The organism is Comamonas sp. JUb58, from assembly GCF_004364775.1.
In the GTDB taxonomy this organism is placed as follows: Bacteria; Pseudomonadota; Gammaproteobacteria; order Burkholderiales; family Burkholderiaceae_C; genus Comamonas.
In genome coordinates this window covers 1-22703 of record NZ_SOAL01000034.1, presented here as the reverse complement: position 1 = coordinate 22703, position 22703 = coordinate 1, and the positions used below count along the sequence as shown (strand labels likewise).

At 64.8% G+C, this 22703-nt stretch carries 17 protein-coding genes and 1 riboswitch; of the genes, 13 read left to right on the top strand and 4 right to left on the bottom strand.

The features are described from left to right. Window positions 1-62: 62 nt before the first annotated feature. Window positions 63-302 (bottom strand): hypothetical protein, encoded by a 240-nt coding sequence (locus EDF71_RS25210; protein ID WP_166656639.1) that lies wholly within the window; start codon window positions 300-302, stop codon window positions 63-65. A 171-nt stretch (window positions 303-473) separates the two neighbouring features. Here EDF71_RS25210 and EDF71_RS23950 point away from each other — a divergent pair, with 171 nt between their 5' ends. The 9 genes from EDF71_RS23950 to EDF71_RS25205 all read left to right on the top strand — a co-directional run bounded on the left by EDF71_RS23950 (window position 474) and on the right by EDF71_RS25205 (window position 13329). Continuing rightward, window positions 474-2576, top strand: a complete 2103-nt coding sequence (locus EDF71_RS23950) for a hydantoinase/oxoprolinase family protein (RefSeq protein ID WP_133859033.1) — start codon at window positions 474-476, stop codon at window positions 2574-2576. Between the two features lie 2 nt (window positions 2577-2578). After that, window positions 2579-4255 carry a hydantoinase B/oxoprolinase family protein gene (locus EDF71_RS23945; protein WP_133859032.1) on the top strand — a complete coding sequence of 559 codons (1677 nt, stop codon included), beginning with the start codon at window positions 2579-2581 and terminating at the stop codon, window positions 4253-4255. A 94-nt stretch (window positions 4256-4349) separates the two neighbouring features. Next, entirely contained in the window at window positions 4350-5732 is a 1383-nt protein-coding gene (locus tag EDF71_RS23940) for an MFS transporter (RefSeq protein WP_166656638.1), read from the top strand. Between the two features lie 181 nt (window positions 5733-5913). After that, on the top strand, window positions 5914-6894 hold the full coding sequence (locus EDF71_RS23935; protein WP_133859030.1) for a LysR substrate-binding domain-containing protein: 981 nt from the start codon (window positions 5914-5916) through the stop codon (window positions 6892-6894). Window positions 6895-6953: 59 nt separating this feature from the next. Next, a riboswitch (cobalamin riboswitch) is annotated at window positions 6954-7232 on the top strand. A gap of 223 nt (window positions 7233-7455) precedes the next feature. Continuing rightward, on the top strand, window positions 7456-9507 hold the full coding sequence (locus EDF71_RS23930; RefSeq protein WP_243854434.1) for a TonB-dependent receptor: 2052 nt from the start codon (window positions 7456-7458) through the stop codon (window positions 9505-9507). A gap of 13 nt (window positions 9508-9520) precedes the next feature. Continuing rightward, window positions 9521-10648: an ABC transporter substrate-binding protein gene (locus EDF71_RS23925; protein ID WP_133859028.1), complete on the top strand. Its 1128-nt coding sequence runs from the start codon at window positions 9521-9523 to the stop codon at window positions 10646-10648. Continuing rightward, entirely contained in the window at window positions 10645-11751 is a 1107-nt protein-coding gene (locus tag EDF71_RS23920; RefSeq protein WP_133859027.1) for an iron ABC transporter permease, read from the top strand. The genes EDF71_RS23925 and EDF71_RS23920 overlap by 4 nt, the downstream gene beginning before the upstream one ends. Beyond that, a complete protein-coding gene (locus EDF71_RS23915; protein WP_133859026.1) occupies window positions 11748-12539 on the top strand; it encodes an ABC transporter ATP-binding protein in 792 nt (263 codons plus the stop codon). The genes EDF71_RS23920 and EDF71_RS23915 overlap by 4 nt, the downstream gene beginning before the upstream one ends. Continuing rightward, complete coding sequence (locus EDF71_RS25205) at window positions 12532-13329, top strand: (2Fe-2S) ferredoxin domain-containing protein (protein WP_166656637.1); 798 nt, start codon at window positions 12532-12534, stop codon at window positions 13327-13329. The genes EDF71_RS23915 and EDF71_RS25205 overlap by 8 nt, the downstream gene beginning before the upstream one ends. A gap of 10 nt (window positions 13330-13339) precedes the next feature. On the opposite strand, the gene EDF71_RS23905 is transcribed toward EDF71_RS25205, so the two are convergent. Continuing rightward, window positions 13340-14254, bottom strand: coding sequence for a LysR family transcriptional regulator (locus EDF71_RS23905; RefSeq protein WP_133859025.1), 915 nt, complete (start codon window positions 14252-14254; stop codon window positions 13340-13342). A gap of 173 nt (window positions 14255-14427) precedes the next feature. Here EDF71_RS23905 and EDF71_RS23900 point away from each other — a divergent pair, with 173 nt between their 5' ends. The 4 genes from EDF71_RS23900 (at window position 14428) to EDF71_RS23885 (ending at window position 21531) form a co-directional block, all read left to right on the top strand. Next, the gene (locus EDF71_RS23900; protein ID WP_133859024.1) at window positions 14428-15279 is read left to right on the top strand and encodes an alpha/beta hydrolase; all 852 of its coding nucleotides are present in this window, start codon (window positions 14428-14430) and stop codon (window positions 15277-15279) included. Window positions 15280-15495: 216 nt separating this feature from the next. After that, a complete protein-coding gene (locus EDF71_RS23895) occupies window positions 15496-16746 on the top strand; it encodes an efflux RND transporter periplasmic adaptor subunit (RefSeq protein ID WP_133859023.1) in 1251 nt (416 codons plus the stop codon). Between the two features lie 24 nt (window positions 16747-16770). Further along, on the top strand, window positions 16771-20016 hold the full coding sequence (locus EDF71_RS23890; RefSeq protein ID WP_133859022.1) for an efflux RND transporter permease subunit: 3246 nt from the start codon (window positions 16771-16773) through the stop codon (window positions 20014-20016). 27 nt (window positions 20017-20043) lie between these two features. After that, window positions 20044-21531 (top strand): efflux transporter outer membrane subunit, encoded by a 1488-nt coding sequence (locus EDF71_RS23885; RefSeq protein WP_133859021.1) that lies wholly within the window; start codon window positions 20044-20046, stop codon window positions 21529-21531. A 68-nt stretch (window positions 21532-21599) separates the two neighbouring features. On the opposite strand, the gene EDF71_RS23880 is transcribed toward EDF71_RS23885, so the two are convergent. After that, window positions 21600-22394, bottom strand: coding sequence for a protein phosphatase 2C domain-containing protein (locus EDF71_RS23880; protein WP_166656636.1), 795 nt, complete (start codon window positions 22392-22394; stop codon window positions 21600-21602). Then, on the bottom strand, window positions 22394-22703 hold a 310-nt coding region (locus tag EDF71_RS25200), incomplete at its 5' end, for a type VI secretion system-associated FHA domain protein (RefSeq protein ID WP_347876686.1). The genes EDF71_RS25200 and EDF71_RS23880, both read right to left, overlap by 1 nt.

Below are 22703 nucleotides of genomic sequence, written 5' to 3'. Positions count from 1 at the left end.
CGAGCACTTGTTCCTCCTGATTGCCGTTGAATCAGGCCTTAGGGTACTCAAGCGTTCGCCAGTCATCCACGGAATTCAGCGATGAACCTTTTTTTTATGGCGGCATCCGGTGCCTGAAAGCGGTCCATCGCCAAGACCTGGCGCGCCTGTAGCCTCACTTTTTCGCTGTCCTTGCAAGCTTTACACAAGCCTGCCTTGGCGGTTTTTGAGCGCCCGTCCACCCTGCGTTGGTGCAGGCCGCCGCCGCATGGTGCAGCAGCGCGCAGCCCTGGTGCATGGGCTGCCAAAAACCAGTCCTCCATGCACTGTGGCCGTGCATGGTTACCGGGTTAGCGCGTAATGGTTTTTACCCGCGAAGCCTGGCTTGCGCCCGCCCTCGAATTTCTTGTTTGCGCCGACTGGGCGATCACTTGATCATCGCTGCCAGATCAGAGCTTCTGATCCACACAGCTTGCATGATTCGGAGATACCAGATGGCAAAAAGCCAAGTCATACGCGCCGGGGCAGACATCGGCGGCACTTTCACAGATATCGCACTGGAGGTCGATGGCGTCCTGTTCAGCGAGAAGGTCCTGACGGACTATGAAAAACCCGAGCGCGCCATCGTCACCGGCCTCAAACAGGCAGCGGCCCAGGCCGGGATTGCGCCATCGCAGATCGGCACGGTGATCCACGGCACGACCTTGGCCACCAACTCGCTGATCGAGCGGCGCGGCGCCAGGACCGCCTTCATCACCAGCGAAGGTTTTCGCGATGTGATCGAGATGCGCAACGAAGGCCGCTTTGAGCAGTACGACCTGGCCATCCAGCTGCCCGCACCGCTGATTGCCCGCAACCACCGCTATACCGTGCGGGGCCGGCTCGATGCCAAGGGCCAGGAGCTGCAGCCGCTTGATGAGGCAGAGCTGCAGGACGTGATTGCACAGCTGCGCCGGGGTGAGTACGAAAGCGTGGCCGTAGGCCTGATGCACAGCTACAAGAACCCGGTCCATGAAAAGCGGGTGCGGGCGCTGATTGCCCAGGCGCTGCCCCAGCTGTCGGTGTCCATCTCCAGCGAGGTCTCGCCCCAGATCCGTGAGTTCGAGCGCTTCAACACCGTCTGCGCCAATGCCTATGTGAAGCCGCTGATGTCCTCCTACCTGCAGCGCCTGGCCCAGGCCTTGGTGGCAGAGGGCATGCACTGCCCGCTCTACCTGATCCACTCGGGCGGCGGGCTGATGTCGCTGGCCAATGCGGCCGAGTTCCCGGTGCGCCTGCTTGAATCCGGCCCGGCCGGCGGCGCCATCTATGCCAGCGACTTTGCGGCCAAGTATGGCCAGGACAAGGTCGTCTCCTTCGACATGGGTGGCACCACCGCCAAGATCTGCCTTATCGACCAGCATGTGCCCAAGACCGCGCGGGTGTTTGAAGTGGCGCGCAGCTACCGCTTCAAAAAGGGCAGCGGCATGCCGATCTCCATCCCCGTCATCGAGATGATCGAGATCGGCGCGGGTGGCGGCTCCATCGCCCATGTGGACGATATGCGCCAGGTGCGTGTGGGCCCGGAAAGCGCAGGCTCCGAGCCCGGGCCGGCCAGCTACGGACGCGGCGGCGCCCGCCCCACGGTGACGGATGCCGATCTGCTGCTGCACAAGCTTGACCCCGCAAGGTTTGCCGGCGGCAGCATGCGGCTCGATATGCCCGCAGCTGAGAATGCCATGGCCGCCCATGTGGGCGAGGCCCAAGGCCTGGATGCCGTACGCGCAGCCTACGCGGTGGCCGAAGTGGTGGACGAGAACATGGCCAATGCTGCGCGCATGCATGCGGTGGAATCCGGCCAGGACCTGGAGGCCTACACGATGATCGCCTACGGTGGCGCAGCGCCGCTGCATGCGGTGCGGCTCTGCGAAAAGCTTGGCATCCAGCGCCTGCTGATCCCCACCGGCGCCGGCGTGGGCTCGGCCATCGGCTTCTTGCGCGCGCCCTTTGCCTATGAGTCGCTGCGCAGCTCGGTGATGCGCATGAGCCAGTTCGATGGCGAGGCCGTCAACCAGATGCTGCGCGAGATGGAAGTCGAGGTGAGCGCCTTCTTGCAGGACACCGGCTACGGCGGTGAGACGGTCAAGGAACTGCGCGCCTTCATGCGTTACTGCGGCCAGGGCTGGGAGATCCCCGTCTCGGTGCCCGTGCAGCACTTTGGTCTGGACAGCGTGCCCGCGCTCAACGCGGCCTTTGTGCAGAACTATGTGGCCTTGTTCGGCCACGCGATCGACGGCCTCGACATCGAGGTGGTGAGTTGGGCACTGTCCTTGCGTTCCAAGACCTTGCCCCCGGCCCAGGCGGCGTTGCAGCAGGGCGGTACGCCCCAAAAGGGTGCCGGCACGGTGCTGGACCGCCGCGAGGTATTCGACGGCAAACAAGGCCAGTTTTATGCCTGCGACATCTATGAGCGCCTGAGCCTGCCCCGGGGCCAGGCCGTGCCCGGCCCGGTGGTAATCGTGGAAAAAGAGACCTCGACCTATGTCAGCCCCGGCTTCAAGGTCGTGCTGCAGTCGGATGACTGCATGCTTGTGGAACGCATGGACAGCGGAGTGTGATCATGGCAAACAATACAGACGTTCATTACCAAATCATGTGGAACCGCCTGATCTCGGTGGTGGAGGAGCAGGCGGTCACCTTGATCCGCACCGCCTTTTGCACCAGCGTGCGGGAGGCGGGCGACTTGTCGGCCGGCGTGTTCGACAAACAGGGCCGTATGATGGCCCAGGCCGTCACTGGCACCCCCGGCCATGTGAACTCGATGGCCGAGTCGGTCGCGCATTTTGCCAAGCGCTTTGAGCGCAGCAGCTTTCAAGATGGCGATGTGCTGGTCACCAACGACCCCTGGCTGGGCACCGGCCACCTGCACGACATCACCGTCGTCACCCCGGTGTTTTATGGCCGCGACGGCCACAGCGAGCACATCGGCTACTTTGCCGCCACCGCCCATGTGGTGGACATCGGCGGGCGCGGCTTTGGCCCGGATGGCAGCGATGTCTACGAGGAGGGCCTGTGCATTCCGCCGATGAAGTTCTTCCGCGCCGGCGCGCTGAATGAGGACCTGATCGAGATCCTGCGCAACAACGTGCGTGAGCGCGACCAGGTGATTGGTGACTTCCATTCGCTGGCCGTCTGCAATGCCACTGGCATGCGCCGCCTCAAGGGCATGCTGGCCGAGTTTGAACTGCGCGACTTGGAAGACCTGGCTGGCTTCATCTTTGAGAACAGCCAGCGCGCCACCCGCGAGCGCATCGCCGCCTTGCCCGATGGCACCCAGCGCTATGCGATGACCGTCGACGGCTATGAAAAGCCCATCGAGCTGGTGGTGGCCGTGGAGATTGCGGCCGACAAGCTGCGCGCCGACTTTGCCGGCACCTCGGACCCCAGCCGCTACGGCATCAATGTGCCGCTGACCTACACCAAGGCCTATGCCTCCTATGCGCTCAAATGCGCGATTGCGCCGGAGATCCCCAACAACTGGGGTTCGCTGGAGCCCTTTGAGATCAGCGCGCCGGAGGACTGTATCCTCAATGCCCACCGCCCGCGCCCGGTGTCCGTGCGCCATGTCATCGGCCATCTGATCCCCGATGTGGTGCTGGGCGCGCTGCAGCCCATTTGCCAGGGTGAGATCCCGGCCGAAGGGGCCAGCTCGCTGTGGAACCTGCAGATGCGCTTCAAGGGCATCACCCAGGCCACACGCAACCAGCAGCACGAGATCCTGATGTTCAACACTGGCGGTACCGGTGCGCGCCCCTCCAGCGATGGCCTGAGCGCCACCGCCTTCCCCAGCGGGGTGCAGGCCATGTCGGTCGAGGTGACCGAGAGCATCGGCCCCATCATCATCTGGCGCAAGGAACTGCGCCCCAACTCGGGCGGCGCCGGCCGCTGGCGGGGCGGCCTGGGCCAGCGCATCGAGGTAGGCTCGGCCGAGGGCTTTGAGTTTGACCTGAACGCCATGTTTGACCGCGTGCATTTTGCGGCCCGGGGCCACAACGGCGGCCAAAGCGGCGCGCTGGGCCAGGTCTCGCTGGACGACGGCACCACCTTGCGCGGCAAGGGAAAGCAGCAGATCCCGGCCGGGCGCCGTCTGATTCTGGACTTGCCCGGCGGCGGCGGCAACGGCGATGCGGCCCAGCGCCCGGCAGCGCTGGTGCAGCGCGACGTGGCCTATGGCTACATCAGCGCCGAGCAAGCCCAATGCGATTACGCCCAGGCGGCACCACGGACCCCGGCCTGATCGCCTGAAGCCGGCCAGCGGCGCGCCCGCTGGCCCTTCAAGCGCGCTGGCCCGCTTTTCTTTTTCTCCCTCAGCAGGACACCAAGGACTCCCGATGCGCACACAAAATCCTACGGCAGATGGCTTTGCCGCCCCCAGTGCCAGCCTTTCGGACTGGCCGTCTCCCTCATCGACGGTCGCGCCGCGCACGGTGCAGTCCAAAGAACTCAACCGCGTGGTGCTGGCCTCGGTGGTAGGCAGCTTTGTCGAGTGGTTCGAGTTTTCCGTCTACGGCTACCTGGCAGCGGTGCTGGGCAAGGTCTTCTTTGCCACCAGCTCGCCCACGATGCAGGTTACGGCCTCCTGGGCGGCCTTTGCCATTGCCTTTTTTGCCCGGCCCATCGGCGGCATCTTCTTTGGCTCGCTGGGCGACAAGTACGGCCGAAAGCGCGTGCTGACCATCACCATCATCATGATGGCCATCTCCACCTTCCTGATCGGTGTGCTGCCGGGCTATGCCAGCATCGGCATCGCCGCGCCCTTGCTGCTGATCGTGCTGCGCCTGATGCAGGGCCTGTCCGCCGGGGGCGAGGCCAGTGGCGCCGCCATCTTTGTGGCCGAGTACTGCCGGGACCGCAACCGCACCTTGCTCACCAGCTGGGTCGAGGTGGGTTGCATGGCCGGCTTCTTCTTTGGTGCCTCGGTCTCGGCCATCCTGACGGTGTTCTTCAGCGCCGACCAGATCCTCGACTGGGCCTGGCGCATTCCGTTTCTGATCGCGCTGCCGCTGGGCGCCATTGGCCTCTACATCCGCAAGTACCTGGAAGAGACCCCCACCTTTGTCGCGATGAAGCAGCAGCATGACGCACTGGCCCAGGCGAGCTGGAAGGTGCTGTTCGCCACCCACAAGAAAGAGCTGTTCCAGTCGGCCGGCATCATCATCGTGACCAATGTCACCTTGTTCACTGTCGTCACCTACATCCCGACCTACTTTGTCAGCGCGCTGCATGTGGATGTGGCCACCGGCCTCAAGCTGTCCCTGGGCCCGCAGCTCTTTCTGGTGGTGATGATTCCCCTCATGGGCATGCTGGCCGACAAGCTCAGCCGCAAGACCATGATGACCGCCGCCAGCCTGGCCATCGCGGTGCTGGCCGTGCCGTGCTTTCACCTGCTGCTCGAAGGCAGCACCGCCGCCAAGATCTCGTCCTTGATGGTGCTGAACTTCTGTCTGGCCATGCTGCTGGGCAGCATCTACTCGATCATCCCGTCGATGTTCCACACCAGTGTGCGCTTCAAGGGCATGGCGCTGAGCTACAACGTGGCCGTGGCCATGTTTGCCGGCACCGCGCCGATGATCAACTCCTGGCTGATCGCCCGCACCGGCAACCCAGTCGTGCCTGCCTACTACCTGATCGGCGCGGCGATCATCGGCCTCATCGCCCTGGTCAGCAGCCGGGACCGTACCGGTCTGCCGATGCATGGTGATCCAGTGCAGTAAGCCCTTGCGCTGTGGAGCGCTCTGGACCCCGAACGCATCCCTTCCGGATGCGTTTTTTTATGCATCAGTGGAGCAGGGCGCCGCAGGCAAGAACGCGGGCGTACCGGCCCGCTGGGCGCCGGGCTGCGACCTATAATCGTCGGCAGCCCGGGCCTTCGTCCTTCCTGCCCGGCGCCCCTCCATGAAATACAAGCTACCGCCCCTGCAGCCGCTGCGCGTGTTCGAGTCCGTCTACCGCCACGGCTCCATCCGCAAGGCGGCAGATGAACTGTGCCTGACCCCGCAGGCCGCCAGCCAGCAACTCAAGCAGCTGGAGGGCGCGCTGGAGGTGCAGTTGTTCGAGCGCGGTACCCGTGGCCTGCTGGCCAGCGCCGAGGCCCAAACGCTGTACCACTATGTGGAGCAGGGCCTGGATGCGCTGAGCCAGGGCCTGGAGGCGGTGCGCGCCCACCACAACGATGCGCAGTTCCATATCCAGGTCAGCCCTTACTTTGCGACCCAGTACCTGATCCGCTCGCTGCCCTCGTTCACCAAGGACTACCCGGCACTCGATCTGCGCATCTCCATCGGCGTGGAGCTGCCGTCCTTCGATACCAGCGATCTGGATGCTGCCATCGTCTGGGGCTACGGCGGGGTGGACCATCTGGATGAAACGCCGCTGCTCGAAGACCTCAAGGTCGTCGTCGCCACGCCCCAGCTGCTGGCCGAGCACCCGGTGGAGACCGCGCAGGATCTGGCACACCACCGCTTGATATCCCCGCTGACGCACAACAGCCTGTGGCAGGACATCTATGCCATGCTGGGCCTGCAGCCGGGCGACAAGCATGTCAGTCCCATGTTGCTGCACACCCATGATGCAATGCTGCAGGCCGTTCTCAGCGGGCAGGGCGTGGGCCTGCTGTCCTATGTCGATGCGCTCAGCTACATCCACAGCGGCAAGCTGCTCGCGCCCTTTGGGCCGGAGCTGCTGCGCCAACTGCCGATGGACCGAACACCCAAGTTCCACCTCTACACCCGGCGGGGCGGGGGCGAGCGACCGATCCAGGCGAGTTTTCGGCAATGGCTGCTGGGCAAACTCGCCAGCAGCGACTTTATTGGCTATGCCTCGCGCCTGCCGCAGGGCGGATCCGCGATCTCCGCCAGCGCTGTATCGCCCAGCTGACACAGCCCGTTACGGAATGGCGCCGCAGCGGCTGGCGGCTGGTACACTGGCTGCGCTTTGAAAAAAGCCTATCTACAGGTGCTTGTATTGCACAAGTGAAACGGGAACAAGGTCGGGAGTGCGCTCCCCCATGCCTTGGCTGCCCCCGCAACGGTAGACAGGAAAACAGTAGCCGATGCGGCCCGCTTCCACGCGGGCCCAGTCACTGGGATTGAGAGAGTGTCACTGCCTGCCAGGCAATCAGACGCCCGCGCCCTGGGAAGACCGGTTACTGGGTCGGCGCACCAGCGCCGCACCGCCTGTAAGCCCGGAGACCGGCCTGTTCATAGTCGTAGTGTGTCCTGGGCGCTTTGCCTGGGCGTGCTCTCTCAACTGTCTGCGGGGTGTGGACGGCGGTTCGGCGCGCGACCCCGTCCTTGGGGCCACTGCGTGCAGTGCAGCCCCCGCATCAGGCAGTTAGCGCCTTTTGTTGAAATGACTGCAGTTCCTTTTCCGAAAAACCGGCTCCTGGCAGCCGGACGGCTTTCCTCCTCCTTGCGCCTGGTTGGCAGCTCCTGTGTTTTGTGTTTGCCTGCCTTGGGCATGGCGGTGGCCCATGCACAAGAGGCATCGCTGCCCGAAGTGGTGGTGACCGACAAGAGCAGCGAGCCCAATGCGCTCAAGCTGCCATCCACCTCGGCCAGCAAGCTGGCCGTACCGCTGCAGGACCTGCCGGCCAGCGTCAGCTCGGTCTCGGCCGTGCAGATCCAGGAACGTGCCGACTATGAGGTGGTGGATGCCGTGGGCCGCAGCGTGGGCCTGAGCGTCAACGGCACGCCCGGCAACGGTGGCTTGTCGTTCTCTAGTCGTGGCTTTACCGGCGTCAATTCGGTGGGCGTGGCCGAAGACGGTCTGACCCTGGGTGTGGCCGCGGGCACCGTGGCCTATCCCAATTCCAGCTGGGGCTATGAGCGCTTTGATGTGCTGCGCGGACCCGCATCGCTGATGTATGGCAGCGGCACCATGGGCGCCACCGTGAACGCGGTGCGCAAGGAGCCCAGCCGCACTAGCTCGTCCGAAGTCTTGCTGGGCGCCGGCTCCAACGGCACGGCCCGTGCGGGCCTGGGCACCACCGGTGCACTGAGCGACAGCCTGAGCTACCGCCTGGATGTCTACGGTGATCGCACCGATGGCGAACGCCAACTGGGCAACAGCGACAGCAAGAAGCTGATGAGCGCCATCCGCTGGCAGGCCAACAGCGATCTGCGCCTGGACCTGAAGGCCGACGTCAGCGACCAGCGGCCTGAGCGCTACTTTGGCACCCCGGTGGTGGATGGCAAGCCGGTGGCGGCACTGCGCGACCGCAATTTCAACTTTCTCGACAGCGACATCCACTACAAGGACCAGCGCTACAAGCTGAAGGCCGAGTGGAACGTCAGCGACGCGCTGGTGCTGCGCAACGAGACCTACCACATGAAGGCCGACCGCCACTGGAAGAACATCGAAGGCTATGACTACGATGCCAGCACGCGCATGGTTCACCGCTACGACTACCTGGAGATCGGCCACGACCTGGAGCAAAGCGGCAACCGCCTGGGCGCCGTGTTCAAGCCCGGCCAGCATGAGATTGCGATGGGCTGGGATGTGTCGCAGGCCAAGTTCACCGCCCTCAACAGCTCGCCCTATAGCGGCGAATCCGATGTGCCGCTGAACGGTGGCACCAGTGGCTACTGGGACAGCCCGGACCCTTACAAGCCGCGCATGACTTCGCGCATCCGCCAGAACGCCTTCTACCTGGAAGACGCCTGGAAGCTGGGCGAGCAGTGGCTGCTGATGGCCGGCCTGCGCCGCGACCTGTATGACTTTGACCGCATGGACCTGCTGAGCCAGGCCCGTTTTGACAAGACCTTGGGCGGCACCTCCTGGCGCCTGGGCCTGACCCACAAGCTGGACCAGAACACCAGCGTGTACGCCCAGGTCAGCACCGGCCACGACCCGGTCACCAGCCTGCTGTCGCTGACCCAGTCGCAAACCGGCTTCACCCTGAGCAAGGGCCGCCAGGTGGAAGTGGGTATCAAGCAGCAGCTGCCCAATGACCAGGGCGAATGGACCCTGGCGGTCTTTGACATCCGCAAGAAGGACATCATCACCCGCGATCCGGACCGCCCAGCGCTGTCGATCCAGGGCGGCAAGCAGTCGTCCAAGGGTATCGAGCTGGCAGGCAGCTGGCGGGCGACCCAGTCCTGGCGCTTCGAGGGCAATCTGGCCTATGTGGATGCGCAGTTTGACGAGCTGCTCGAAGGCGCCACCGCCATTGACCGCGCTGGCAACCAGCCCGCCAATGTGCCGCGCTACACGGCCAATGCCTGGGCCCATTACCAGACCGGCGACTGGCGTGCTTCGCTGGGCCTGCGCCATGTTGCCAGCCGCTACACCAGCAATGCCAACACCGCGCAGCTGCCCGCCTACACGGTGGCCGATGCGGTACTGGGCTGGAACCTGAACCGCAGCACCACCTTGAACCTCGTTGGCCGCAACCTGACCAACAAGCGCTATGCTGCATCGTCCTACGGCTCGCAATGGCTGATGGGCAACGCCCGCAGCTTTGAGCTGATGGCCCATCTGCGTTTCTAAGCAAGGGAGAGGCATGAGCGTTAGCGCTTCCCGGCAAACTCTGCGTGCACTGGCGGCGGCGGCGGCCGCCGCCCTGGTGCTGGCCGGCTGTGACCAGCCTGCAGGCGAGCAGCCACCCAGCCGCCCAACCCAGGCAGCGGCCGTGCCGATGGCCGGCGCGGCGGCAGCAGTGCCAGCAGGCGATGCCCTAGCCGCCGGCCTGCGGGCTGTGCCGCTCGTGATCGATGTCTGCGGCCAGCCCCAGCGCTATGACAGGGTGCCGCAGCGCGCCATCACGCACGATGTCAACATCACCGAGATGTTCCTGTTTCTGGGCCTGGGGCCCAAGCTGGTCGGCTACTCGGGCATACCGTCGCGCAAGGAGATCAGCCCCGAGCTGATGGCCCAGCTGGCCCAGGTGCCCAAGCTGTCGTCGCAGGACATGAATCTGGAAAACATGCTGGAGGCCCGCGCCGACTTTGTGTTTGGCGGCTGGAGCTATGGCTTTCGTCCCGGCGGGGTCACGCCCGAGCTGCTGGCCAAGCATGGCGTGGCCAGCTATGTGCTGTCCGAGTCCTGCATCCATGTGCAAAAGCGCGAGCGTGTGGCGCTGGGCGACACCTTGGCGGACCTGCGCAATGTGGCGCGCATCTTTGACATCGAGCCCCAGGCGCAGCCGCAGATCGCCAAGCTGCAGGCCTCGATCGACCAGCTGGCCGCGCAGATGCAAGGCAACACCCAGCAACCGCGCGTCTTTGTGTTTGACAGTGGCGAGAAGATCCCCACCACGGTGGGCGGCTTTGGCATGCCACAGGCCATGATCGATGCTGCCGGCGGCAGCAATATCTTTGCCGACATCGCCAGCAACTGGCCCAAGGGCAACTGGGAGGATGTGATCACCCACGACCCCGAGTGGATCATCATCATCGACTACGGCCGGCCCAGTGCCCAGGGCAAGATCGATTTTCTGCGTGCCAAGCCGGAGCTGGCGGGGGTGTCTGCTATCCGCGAGCAGCGCTTTTTCGTCATCAGCTATGCCGAGGCCACACCAGGGCCGCGCAACGTGAATGTGGCGCAGCGCCTGGCTGCTGCCTTGCACCCGGATCGCCGCATCACCGTAGACCCGGTTCCCTGGCTGCCTGCGGCGGAGTCCAAGCAGTGAGCCATGCGCCCGGCTGCGACGGCCAGCATGATCGCCAGCGGCGCAAGCCCTGGTCTTTGGCGCTGTGCCTGTTGCTGCTGCTGGTCTTGCTGCTGGCCAGCGGGCTGGCCGCCATCACCTGGGGCTCGGCATCGCTGCATGCCTCCACCGTGTGGTCCGTCGTCAGCCAGCAGTTGCTGGGCGGCGGCTGGCAGCCAGATGCAGGGCAGGGCGGCATCAGCCAGCAGCATTACCAGATTGTCTGGATGGTGCGCATGCCCCGGGTGCTGCTGGCAGCGCTGGTGGGTGCCGGCTTGGCGGTGGTCGGCGTGGTGATGCAGGCCATGGTGCGCAACCCGCTGGCCGATCCCTATATGTTGGGCGTGTCCTCCGGCGCGTCAGTGGGTGCCGTCTCGGTGCTGGCCTATGGCAGCCTGGCGATGGCTGGCATCTATGCGATCACCGCAGGGGCCTTTATCGGCGCGCTGCTGGCCACGGCCCTGGTCTATGCGCTGGCCCAGCAGCAAGGGCGCCTGCATGCGACCCGGCTGATCCTGAGCGGCGTAGCCATTGGCTACATGCTGATGGGGCTGACCAGCCTGATAACGTTGACGGCCGGCCAGCGCGAGCTGGCCAATGCCTTGCTGACCTGGACCCTGGGCAGCCTGGCAGCGACCCAGTGGAGCGCTCTGGGCCTGCCCGCTGCCGTGCTGGGCCTGGGCCTGCTGTGGCTGCTGCTCTGCGCCCGCCAGCTCAATGCCTTGCTGATAGGCGACGAGGGCGCCGCCACCTTGGGGCTGAACACTGCCAGCCTGCGCCTGCAATTGTTTGTGGTGGTGTCCTTGCTGACGGGCACCATGGTGGCGGTCAGCGGTGCCATTGGCTTTGTCGGCCTGGTCATTCCCCATATCACCCGCATGCTGGTGGGCAGTGACCACCGCCGTGTTTTGCCCGTCAGCGCCTTGATGGGTGCGAGCTTTTTGGTGCTGGTCGATCTGGCGGCGCGCACCTGGTTTTCGCCCAGCGAGCTGCCGGTGGGCGTCATCACCTCGCTGATTGGCGGGCCCTTCTTTATCTGGATGCTGTGGCGCCGCACCACGGCGATCCCGGGAGGCAGCGCATGATGCTGACGGCCAAGCAACTGTCCTGGACCGCCGGCCACGGCGCCCAGGCCACGCAGATCGTGCGCCAGGCCAGCCTGCAGGTGGCGCAGGGCGAATGTGTCGGCCTGGTGGGCCCCAATGGCTGCGGCAAATCGACCTTAATGCGCATGCTCTACCGCGTGTTGCAGCCCGAGGCCGGCGGCCAGATAGAAATGCAGGGCCGCGACATCTGGCAGATGAGCGCCCGGCAGTTTGCGCAGCAGGCGGCGGTGCTGGGCCAGGATACCGGCCTGGGCTTTGACTGCACGGTGCAGGAGCTGGTGATGATGGGCCGCTTTCCGCACCAGTCGCGCTGGGCGCGCGACAGCGCCGAGGACAAGGCCATCGTCAGCGCCTGCCTGGCGCAGGTGCGGGCCAGCAACCTGGCCGACCATCCGCTGTCATCGCTCTCGGGTGGTGAGCGCCAACGGGTGCTGCTGGCCCGTGCGCTGGCCCAGCAGCCGCAGCTGCTGTTTCTGGACGAGCCCACCAACCACCTGGACATCCAGTTCCAGCTGGAGCTGCTCAGCCTGGTGCGCGCCTCGGGCTGCACCGTGCTGATCGTGGTGCATGACCTGAACCTGGCCGCGCAGTTCTGCGACCGCATCTATGTGATGCAGGCCGGCGCCATCGAAGCCGAAGGCACACCCGAGCAGGTGCTGACGCCAGCAACCATTGCACGGGTGTTCCAGGTCGAGGCGCTGGTGGACCGCCATCCGCGCCTAGACAAGGCGCGTGTGAGCTACTGGATGGACAAACCCCATGGCTAAGAAACCCGATGCCTTGTTGCTGCTGGGCCGGGGCGGACTGGGGTCTGCCGCCAAGAACGAGTTGCAGGCCTTGCTGCAGGCCTGCCAGCAGGCCGACCCGGGCCTGCCAATGCAGCTGGCCTTTGTGGACCGCAACCAGCCGGCCTTGCCCGAGGCGCTGGACAGTCTGTGCGCTGCGCTTGCGACTGCCGATCTGGCGCAGCTGACCATCGTCATCCAACCCACGATGGTGCCTGATGAGCCCGCACTGCGGCGCTGGCTGCAAAAGGTTGCCAGGCGCTGGCTGGCCAGCCAACCTGCGCATGCCCGGCCCCAGCTGGTATTTGCGCAGCCGCTGCTGCAGTGGGATGGCCTGGTGCCCGCCTTGCTGAACCACCTGGCGCTCGCTACCGCACAGCCGGATGTGGTGGCCGAGGAGGGCGAAGAGGGCTGGCAAAACGACCCGGTGGCCTGGAGCACCGTGCCCGCCCACCAGCGCCATGTGCTGTGGTGCATGGGGCCGCGCTGCGTGGCCAAGGGTGCCGCAGCGCTATGGCCCCGGCTCAGCCAGGCGGTGCAGGCCAGTGCGCCCCTCAAGCAGCAATTGCAGCTGCTGCAGACCAGCTGCCAGTACCCCTGCAACCAGGGGCCGCTGATGATTGTCTACCCCGATGGCGTCTGGTACGGCAACTTGGATGAAGACAGCCTGGTGCCGGTTCTCAAGAGCCATATCGACGGCAGCGAGGCCTGTGCGGCTCACCGGGTGCACACGCTCCAAGTGCTGCCGCCCAGCAGCGATACAGACCATTGAGCGCAGTGCGCTATTTGCACTGCAGCAGCGGATCAGCCGCAAAAATCTCCACCACCCAATCGACAAAGGCCCGCACCTTGGCACTCAAATGGGAGTTGGGCGGGTAGACCACATAGACCGGCAACAGCGGCTGGGTCCATTCCGGCAGGATCTGCACCAGCTCACCGTTCTTCAGGAACTCGCGCGCCTGGTAGCTGGTGATCTGGCCCACGCCCTGGCCGGTGAGCAAGCTGGTGGTATAGGCATTGGCCTCGTTGACGGCCAAGGTCGAGGGGCTGACAATCTCGACGATCTCGCCGTTGTGCTGGAACTCCAGCGGGTAGCGGCGCTGGGCCACGGGCGAGAAGAAAATCACACTGTTGTGGCCGTTTTCCAGATCGCGCGGATGCTGAGGCGTGCCGTGGCGCTGCAGGTAGGCGGGAGAGGCCATGGTCAAGAACTCCAGATTGCCCACGCGGCGCGCCACCAGCGACTGGTCGCTCAACTCGCCGCCCCGGATCACACAGTCCACATTGTCGGCAATCAGGTCCACGGTGCGGTCGGTCACGCCCAGGTCGATCTGGATATCGGGGTAACGCGCCTGGAAGGAGGCCAGCTGCGGAATGATCAGCATCCGGGCGATGGAGGTGCCGACATCCACCCGCAGGCGGCCGCGCGGCGTGGCGCGCACCTGGCTCATGCTGGCTTCGAGCTCATCGAAATCGCTCAGCAGCCGCACGGCACGGTCGTAGTAGGCGGCGCCATCGGTGGTCACCGTCACGCGGCGGGTGGTGCGGTTGAGCAGCTTGACCCGCAGCCGGTCTTCCAGCGCCTGCACATGCTTGGTCACACTGGCCTTGGGCAGCTGCAGCGAGGTGGCTGCGAGCGTGAATGTGCCCGACTCCACGACCCGCGCGAACACCCGCATTGCCTGTATCTGATCCATCTGCCTCTCCTTGCACTGTCGCGCACGCGCGCGCCAAAAGTAGGTGGATTCTCACACGCCAAAGATCATGCCATTGTTCCTGATTTGGAAATAGTGCGGCCATGATTTGCGGATTGATCGGCTGCGGCAACGCAACTACATTTACCCATGCCTACTTTCCACCGGGCTAGCTTATGTCTGACACCACCGTAAAAACCAGTTCACCGGCTCTTGACTTCATCGACACCGTCGCTCCGACGGCGTCGGGCGAGTCGGTGGCCGTGCGTCTGTACGGTAGCAAGGGCAAGTCTGGCGAGCCTTCGCCCTTGGTGCTGCATTTTCATGGCGGCGCTTTTGTCGAAGGCGATCTGGACAGCGGCTGCACCGTCGCGGGCCTGCTGGCAACAGCAGGGGCCCGTGTGGTGTCGGTGGCGTACCCGCTCTCACCTGAGCATCCATTTCCGCGTCCATTGGAGATCGGATATGAAATGCTCCAGTGGAGCTACAAACATCGCACACGCCTTGCCGGCAAAGGTGCGCCGATGTATGTGGCTGGTGAGGAGGCGGGCGCCAACCTGGCTGCCGGCGTGTGTCTGATGGCGCGTGATCAACGCCATCCGCCGCTGGCAGGGCAGATCCTGCTCTCACCCATGCTCAATCCCTGCGCCGGCACGGCATCGCTTCGCGCTGCCAATGGCGATGCGACGGAATGCAAATGGGCCGAGGGTTGGAGCAAGTTCCTGGGCTGCACCTATGACGGCGTCCATCCCTACGCGGTGCCTGCGATGGCACAGCGCCTGGCTGGTCTGCCGGCAACGCTCATCATGGTGGGCGACGAAGACCCGATGCACGATGAGGCACTGGCCTATGCCAGCCGCCTGCAGGCAGCCGGTCATCTGGTGCAGCAGCATGTATTCAAGGTCGCGCAACAGTGGCCCGATGCATTGCTGGAGCCCCGTGCTCCCGAGCCCTGTCCCTGTGCCGGGGCAGTGCTGGAACAACTGGCACTTTTCTTCGAGACATCCCGATGTCGGGCGCAAGCCTGATCCCCTGAACGAAGCGCAAGGCAAGAGCTGCGCCACTCTCCGGTAAAGCCCGGGGAGCGGCGGCGGGCGGCTGCGCCTTCACCACCCTTTAAAAACGCTTTCTCGCAACGCATTGCCGGATGGGCAAGGATTTTCTGTCGGCTTTTTTAGCCGCAGGGGAATGCCGTTGCCGCAAGAAACCTCAAAAACTATTCACGCACACATCAGGACTTGGCCATGAGCAACAACAAAACTTCTACTTCCCCTCAACGCCGCTGGTGGACGGCCATCGGTCTGGCAGCGGCCGTGGTGGCTGCAGGCGGCACGGCACTGGGCCTGCAAAGCTCGCACGCCAGCGCGCCGGCCGAGGCCGCCGCACCGCCCGCAATGCCCGTCTCCGTCGCCCAGGTGCTGCAGCAGGACGTGCAGCTGTGGGATGAATTCTCCGGCCGGCTCGAAGCCGTGCAGCGCGTGGATGTGCGCCCCCGTGTGGCCGGCGCGCTGCAGGCGGTGCACTTCAAGGAAGGTGCCCTGGTCAAGGCGGGTGATCTGCTCTTCACGGTGGACCCGGCCCCTTATGCCGCTGAGGTAGACCGTGCCGAAGCCCAGGTGGTGGCCGCGAAGGCGCGCATGGGCTATTCGCAAAGCGAAGCCGAGCGTGCCGCCCGTCTGTGGGAAGAGCGCGCCATTGCGCAAAAGGAACTGGACGAGCGCACCAACGCCCGCCGCGAAGCAGACGCCAACCTGCGCGCTGCCCAGGCCGCACTGCAGACGGCCAAGCTCAACCTGGGCTACACCCAGGTGCGCGCGCCGGTCGCAGGCAAGGTGGGCCGCATCGATGTGACCGTGGGCAACCTGGTCAGCGCCGGTGCCGGCGCGCCAGTGCTGACGACCCTGGTCTCCGTCAACCCCATGTACGCCAGCTTTGATGCCGACGAGCAGATCGTGACCAATGCGCTGCAAGGCCTGCGCCAGGGCAAGAGCGCCCGTGCGCTGATCGAGAGCATTCCCGTGCAGATGGGGGTGGGCACCAGCGGCGCTACGCCTTACAACGGCCACCTGCAACTGATTGACAACCAGGTGGATGCGCGCAGTGGCACGGTGCGGGTGCGTGCGGTGTTTGACAACGCCGACGGCGCACTGATGGCCGGCCAGTTTGCCCGCGTGCGCATGGGCCAGCCCCACAGCCAGCAGGCTCTGCTGATCAACGAGCGTGCCGTGGGCACGGACCAGAGCAAGAAGTTTGTGCTGGTGGTGGGCGAGGGCAACAAGGCCGAGTACCGCGAAGTGCAGCTGGGCGCACCGTTTGAAGGCCTGCGCTTGGTGACCTCGGGCCTGAAGGCCGGCGAGCGCATTGTGGTCAATGGCCTGCAGCGCGTGCGCCCCGGTGCCGTGGTGGCCCCGCGGGATGTGCCCATGTCCAACAAGTCAGAGCTCAAGGGCGATGCGCAGCAGGCAGCCAACGATGGCTCCAAGCCCGCAGCCTAAACCGATAACAAAAAAGCCAAGCGTATGAATCTATCCCGATTTTTCATCGACCGCCCGATCTTTGCGGGTGTGCTGTCGCTGCTGATCTTTCTGGCAGGGCTGATCGCCATGCGGGCCTTACCCATCTCGGAGTACCCCGAGGTGGTACCCCCCTCGGTGGTGGTGCGCGCCCAATACCCCGGTGCCAACCCCAAGGTGATCGCCGAAACCGTGGCCACGCCACTGGAAGAGTCCATCAACGGTGTCGAAGGCATGCTCTACATGGGCAGCCAGGCCACCACCGATGGCGTGATGACCCTGACCGTGACCTTCAAGCTGGGCACCGACCCGGACAAGGCGCAGCAGCTGGTGCAGAATCGCGTCTCGCAAGCCGAGCCGCGCCTGCCCGAAGAAGTGCGGCGCCTGGGTGTGACCACGGTCAAGAGTTCGCCGGACATCACCATGGTCGTCCATATGGTCTCGCCCAATGGCCGCTATGACATCGACTACCTGCGCAACTACGCCGTGCTCAACGTCAAGGACCGCCTCGCGCGCATCCAGGGCGTAGGCCAGGTGCAGATCTTTGGCGGTGGCGATTACTCGATGCGCGCCTGGCTGGACCCACAAAAGGTGGCGCAACGCGGCCTGTCGGCCAGCGATGTGGTGGCTGCCATCCGTGGCCAGAACGTGCAAGCCGCTGCCGGCGTGGTCGGCGCATCGCCGGGTCTGCCTGGTGTGGATACCCAGCTGTCGATCAATGCCCAAGGCCGTTTGTCCAGCACCGAAGAGTTTGGCGACATCATCGTCAAGACCGGCTCGGACGGTGCGGTGACGCGCCTGCGTGACATTGCCCGCCTGGAGCTGGGCGCGGCTGATTATTCGCTGCGCTCGCTGCTGAACAACGAACCCGCTGTGGGTATGGGCGTGTTCCAGGCCCCGGGCTCCAATGCGCTGGAGATCTCGGAAAACGTGCGCAACACCATGGCCGAGCTGCAAAAGAACATGCCTGAAGGCGTGGAGTTCCGCATTGCCTATGACCCGACCCAGTTCGTGCGTGCCTCCATCGACTCGGTGATCCACACCTTGCTCGAAGCCATCGCGCTGGTGGTGATCGTTGTGATTCTGTTCCTGCAGACCTGGCGCGCTTCCATCATCCCACTGCTGGCCGTGCCGGTGTCGGTGGTGGGTACCTTTGCGGTGCTGCATCTGCTGGGCTTCTCCATCAATGCGCTCAGTCTGTTCGGGCTGGTGTTAGCCATCGGTATCGTCGTCGATGATGCGATCGTCGTGGTCGAGAACGTGGAGCGGAACATTGAAGCCGGGCTGAGCCCCCGCGAGGCCACCTACCAGGCCATGCGTGAAGTCTCGGGCCCCATCATTGCGATTGCACTGGTGCTGGTCGCCGTGTTTGTGCCGCTGGCCTTTATCAGCGGCCTGACGGGCCAGTTCTACAAGCAGTTTGCGGTGACGATTGCCATCTCCACGGTGATCTCGGCCATCAACTCGCTGACCCTGTCGCCTGCACTGGCTGCTCTGCTGCTCCGGGGCCATGACGAGCCCAAGGATGCGCTGACCCGTGGCATGGACCGCGTGCTGGGTGGCTTCTTCCGCCGCTTCAATGCCGTGTTCCACCGTGGCTCGGAATCCTACAGTGGCGGCGTGCGCCGCGTGATCGGCCATAAGGCCGGCATGTTCGTGGTCTACCTGGCGCTGGTCGGTGCCACCTGGGGCCTGTTCCATATGGTGCCCGGCGGCTTTGTGCCGGCGCAGGACAAGCAGTACCTGGTGGGCTTTGCCCAGCTGCCCGATGGCGCAACCCTGGACCGCACCGAAGACGTGATCAAGCGCATGGGCGATATCGTCAAAAAGAACCCCAATGTGGCGGATGCCATCGCCTTCCCCGGTCTGTCGATCAATGGTTTCACCAACAGCTCGAACTCCGGCATCGTATTTGTCTCGCTCAAGCCCTTTGCCGAGCGCACCCGCGCCGACCAAAGTGGTGGCGCCGTGGCCGGCCAGCTGAACCAGGCCTTTGGCCAGATCCAGGACGCCTTTATCGCCATGTTCCCGCCACCACCGGTGTCGGGTCTGGGCACCACGGGCGGCTTCAAGCTGCAGATCGAAGACCGGGCCTCGCTCGGCTACGAAGCGATGGACGGCGCGGTCAAGGCCTTCATGGCCAAGGCCTACCAGACGCCTGAGCTGGCTGGCATCTTCTCGAGCTGGCAGGTCAATGTGCCGCAGCTCTATGCCGATATCGACCGCACCAAGGCGCGCCAGCTGGGTGTGCCAGTGACCGATATTTTCGAGACCCTGCAGATCTACCTGGGCAGCCTGTACGCCAATGACTTCAACAAGTTCGGCCGCACCTACAGTGTGCGGGTGCAGGCGGATGCGGGCTTCCGTGCCCGTGCTGAAGATGTGGGCGCGTTGAAGGTGCGCTCGACCACCGGCGAGATGGTGCCGCTGTCCGCGCTGATGAAGCTCGAACCCAGCTTTGGCCCAGAGCGTGCGATGCGCTACAACGGCTTCCTGTCGGCCGACGTCAATGGTGGCCCAGCCCCCGGCTTCTCGTCGGGTCAGGCCCGCGAAGCGGTGGAGCGCATTGCTCGCGAGACCTTGCCCCAGGGCATTGGCTTTGAATGGACGGAGCTGACCTACCAGGAAATCCTGGCGGGCAACTCGGCGGCCCTGGTCTTCCCGCTGGCGATTCTGCTGGTCTTCCTGGTGCTGGCCGCGCAGTATGAAAGCCTGACCCTGCCTCTGGCGATTGTGCTGATCGTGCCGATGGGCCTGCTGGCCGCGATGACGGGCGTCTGGCTCTCGCATGGCGACAACAACGTGTTCACCCAGATCGGCTTGGTGGTGCTGGTGGGGCTATCGGCGAAGAACGCCATCTTGATTGTGGAGTTTGCCCGTGAGCTGGAATTTGCCGGACGCTCGCCGATCCAGGCCGCGATCGAGGCCAGCCGCCTGCGTCTGCGCCCCATCCTGATGACCTCGATGGCCTTCATCATGGGTGTGCTGCCCCTGGTGCTGTCCAAGGGTGCCGGCGCAGAAATGCGCAGTGCCATGGGTGTCGCGGTGTTCGCCGGGATGATTGGTGTGACCGCTTTCGGGCTGTTCCTGACCCCCGTGTTCTATGTGCTGCTGCGCAAGCTGGCAGGCAACCGCCCGCTCAAGCAACACGGCGCCCATGTGGCCCCGATCACGGCGCCGGTGCCCGCACCCGTGCATGGTGGCGGCTCGGGCCAACCCATCTTGGCCGCGGCTCGCGGACATGACGAATAAGAGAAGAACAACATGCAAGAAATGACTATGTCTTTCAACGCCAAAACCGGTCAGGCGCCCCTGGGCCGGGGGCTGCGTCGCGCGCTGGCACCGCTGCGCTTGACACTGCTCACGCCGCTGGCTGCGGCCCTGCTGCTGGCCGGGTGCGCTACGGCGTTGCCACCGGCGGTGCAAAACGCGGGTGTGCCGGTGCCCGCCGCCTTCAGCACGCCGCAGGACCAGGCCTCCTGGACCACGGCCGCCCCGGCCGAGGCCCAGCCCCGCGGCGCCTGGTGGCTCGCGTTTGGCGATGCCGAGCTGACCCAATTGGTCGAGCGTGCTGCCGATGCCAACACCGATGTGCAGACGGCCGCAGCCCGCCTGGCAGAGGCCCGGGCGCTGCTGCGCTCGGCCGATGCCCAGCGCATGCCGCAGGTCGGTGTCTCTGGCGGCGCGGCGCGCCAAGCCGGTGCCAACACCAGCAACGGCCTGCAGCCTGCCACCTTGGTGACGGCCGGGCTCAACCTGTCCTACGAAGTCGATCTGTTTGGCCGACTGTCGCAGGCCAGCCAGGCCGCGCAGCTGGATGCCGAGGCGCGCGCCGCCTTGCTGCAAAGCACGCGGCTGATGGTGCAGTCCGATGTGGCGCAGACCTATCTGCAGCTGCGCGCGCTGCAAACCGAGCAGCAGCTGGTGCAGCAAAGCCTGTCCGCCTACCGCGACACCTTGCGCCTGATCCAGCGCCGCTTTGACGCCGGCGATGCCGCCGAGCTGGAAGTCGTGCGCATGCAAAGCGAGGTCTCTGCGACCGAATCCGAGGCCCTGGCCTTGGAACGCCAGCAAGCCACCTTGCGCAATGCGCTGGCGGTGCTGGTCGGCGAGGTGGCTACCGGCTTTAAGCTGCCCGATGCCCAGGGCGAGGCGCGTCTGCCGGTGATCCCGGCTGGCGTGCCCGGCACCGTGCTGGCCCGCCGGCCCGATGTATCTGCCGCGCAAGCCAGCGTGCTGGCGGCCCAGGCTCGCGTGGGCGTGGCGCAAGCGGCCTGGTTCCCTGCCATCAGCTTGACCGGCAATGGCGGCTTTGCATCGCCCGACCTGGGCGACCTGTTCAAATGGTCGGCCCGCTCCTGGGGCCTGGGCGCGCTGCTGTCCTTGCCGCTGTTTGACGGCGGCCAGCGCGAAGCGCAGGAAGAGGGCGCCAAGGCCCGGCTGGAAGCCGCAGTGGCCGCCCAACGCGGCCAGGTGCTGGGCGCCTTCCGCGAGGTGGAAGACCAGTTGAGCAGCCTGCGCCTGCTGCAAGGCCAGGCCACCGTGCTGGGCCAGGCCGTACAGTCCGCCGAGCGGGCCACGCACCTCTCCGATGTGCGCTACCGCAACGGCCTGGTCAGCCAGCTGGAGCTGCTGGACGCCCGCCGCAACGAACTGCGCAACCGCCGCCAGGCGCTGCAGGTGCGCACCGCCCAGTACACGGCCACCATTGCGCTGATCCGCGCACTGGGCGGCAGCTGGGAGAGTGCGCCGGTGGCGGCTGGTTAAACGCAAGCCTCTAACAAAAGCAGGCCTCTTGCGAGAGGCCTGCTTTTTATATTTGGCACTGCTGGGCCTTAGCCACTGTGCAGCAGCAAGGTGTTTTCACCATCGTTGCTGACCCAGACCCCGGTGGCGGTGAAGTTGTCATTGTCGCCACAGCCTTGGCTGCGAACGGTGGCCATCAAGTCGTTGATCCAGTCCTGTACACAGCCTGCACGCTGGAGCGAGGCCTCGATGTCCGCCGGGCTGAGGCCATTCCAGATGCCATCGGTGCACAGCAGGAACGCATCTCCGGTAGAGATATCGATAGGCTGCTCCAGTACTTCGGGCCCCACTTCGCTTTGGGTGCCCACCGCCCCTAGCAGTACGTTTTTCTTGGGGTAGGTGGCAACTGCGCTGGGCGAGAGCAGCCCCGCATTCACCAGGCATTGCACAACGCTGTGATCGCTGGTCATCGCCATCAGCTCCTTGGCACGAAACCAATACACGCGTGAATCGCCCCAGTGGGCCCAAATGGCGCGTTGTCGGTGGGTGTCGATACGCAGCTCCACCAAGGTGGTGCTCATGCTGCTGTATTCGGGGTGCGCTTGCTGCTGCGCCTGTATGTGGCTGGATATGGCCAGCAACTGCGCACGAAAAACGGCAGGGTCCATCGACAACGGCGCACCGCGTATCGCCTGCATGGCCAAGGTGGATGCGCGCAGCCCACCTGCAGCGCCACCCATACCATCGGCCACCGCAAACGACACCACATGCTGGTCTCGCACATGGCAGAAAGCGTCCTCGTTGTAGCTGCGATCACCTGGGTCGGTCTGCGAATGGTGGACCAAGGCCAGTGCTGCCTCGGCTTGCTTGCGGTCTTGGGTCATCACTTGCTCTTGCTGTCGCTGCTGTACGCAACCTCCGCCTGGTAAGCGCTGAGAAATTCTGCGCCCCAGGATGTCGGGCTTTGGTTCTTGATCTCGTCTTTCAACCATTCATAACGGCTGCGGTACAAATTCCACAACCGGGCATCGCGCTGGCTGCTGAACAACGGCTTTGCGCGCCCCTGGCTCTGCAACTGCTCCTCCAGATAGCATGGGTTGTTAGGGCCGATGCAATCTTGACCAGCAGTGCCAATCGAGCTTTGACCAGGTACTGGAGCAGCCTTTGAGATGACCGCTTGTGAATAACTATAG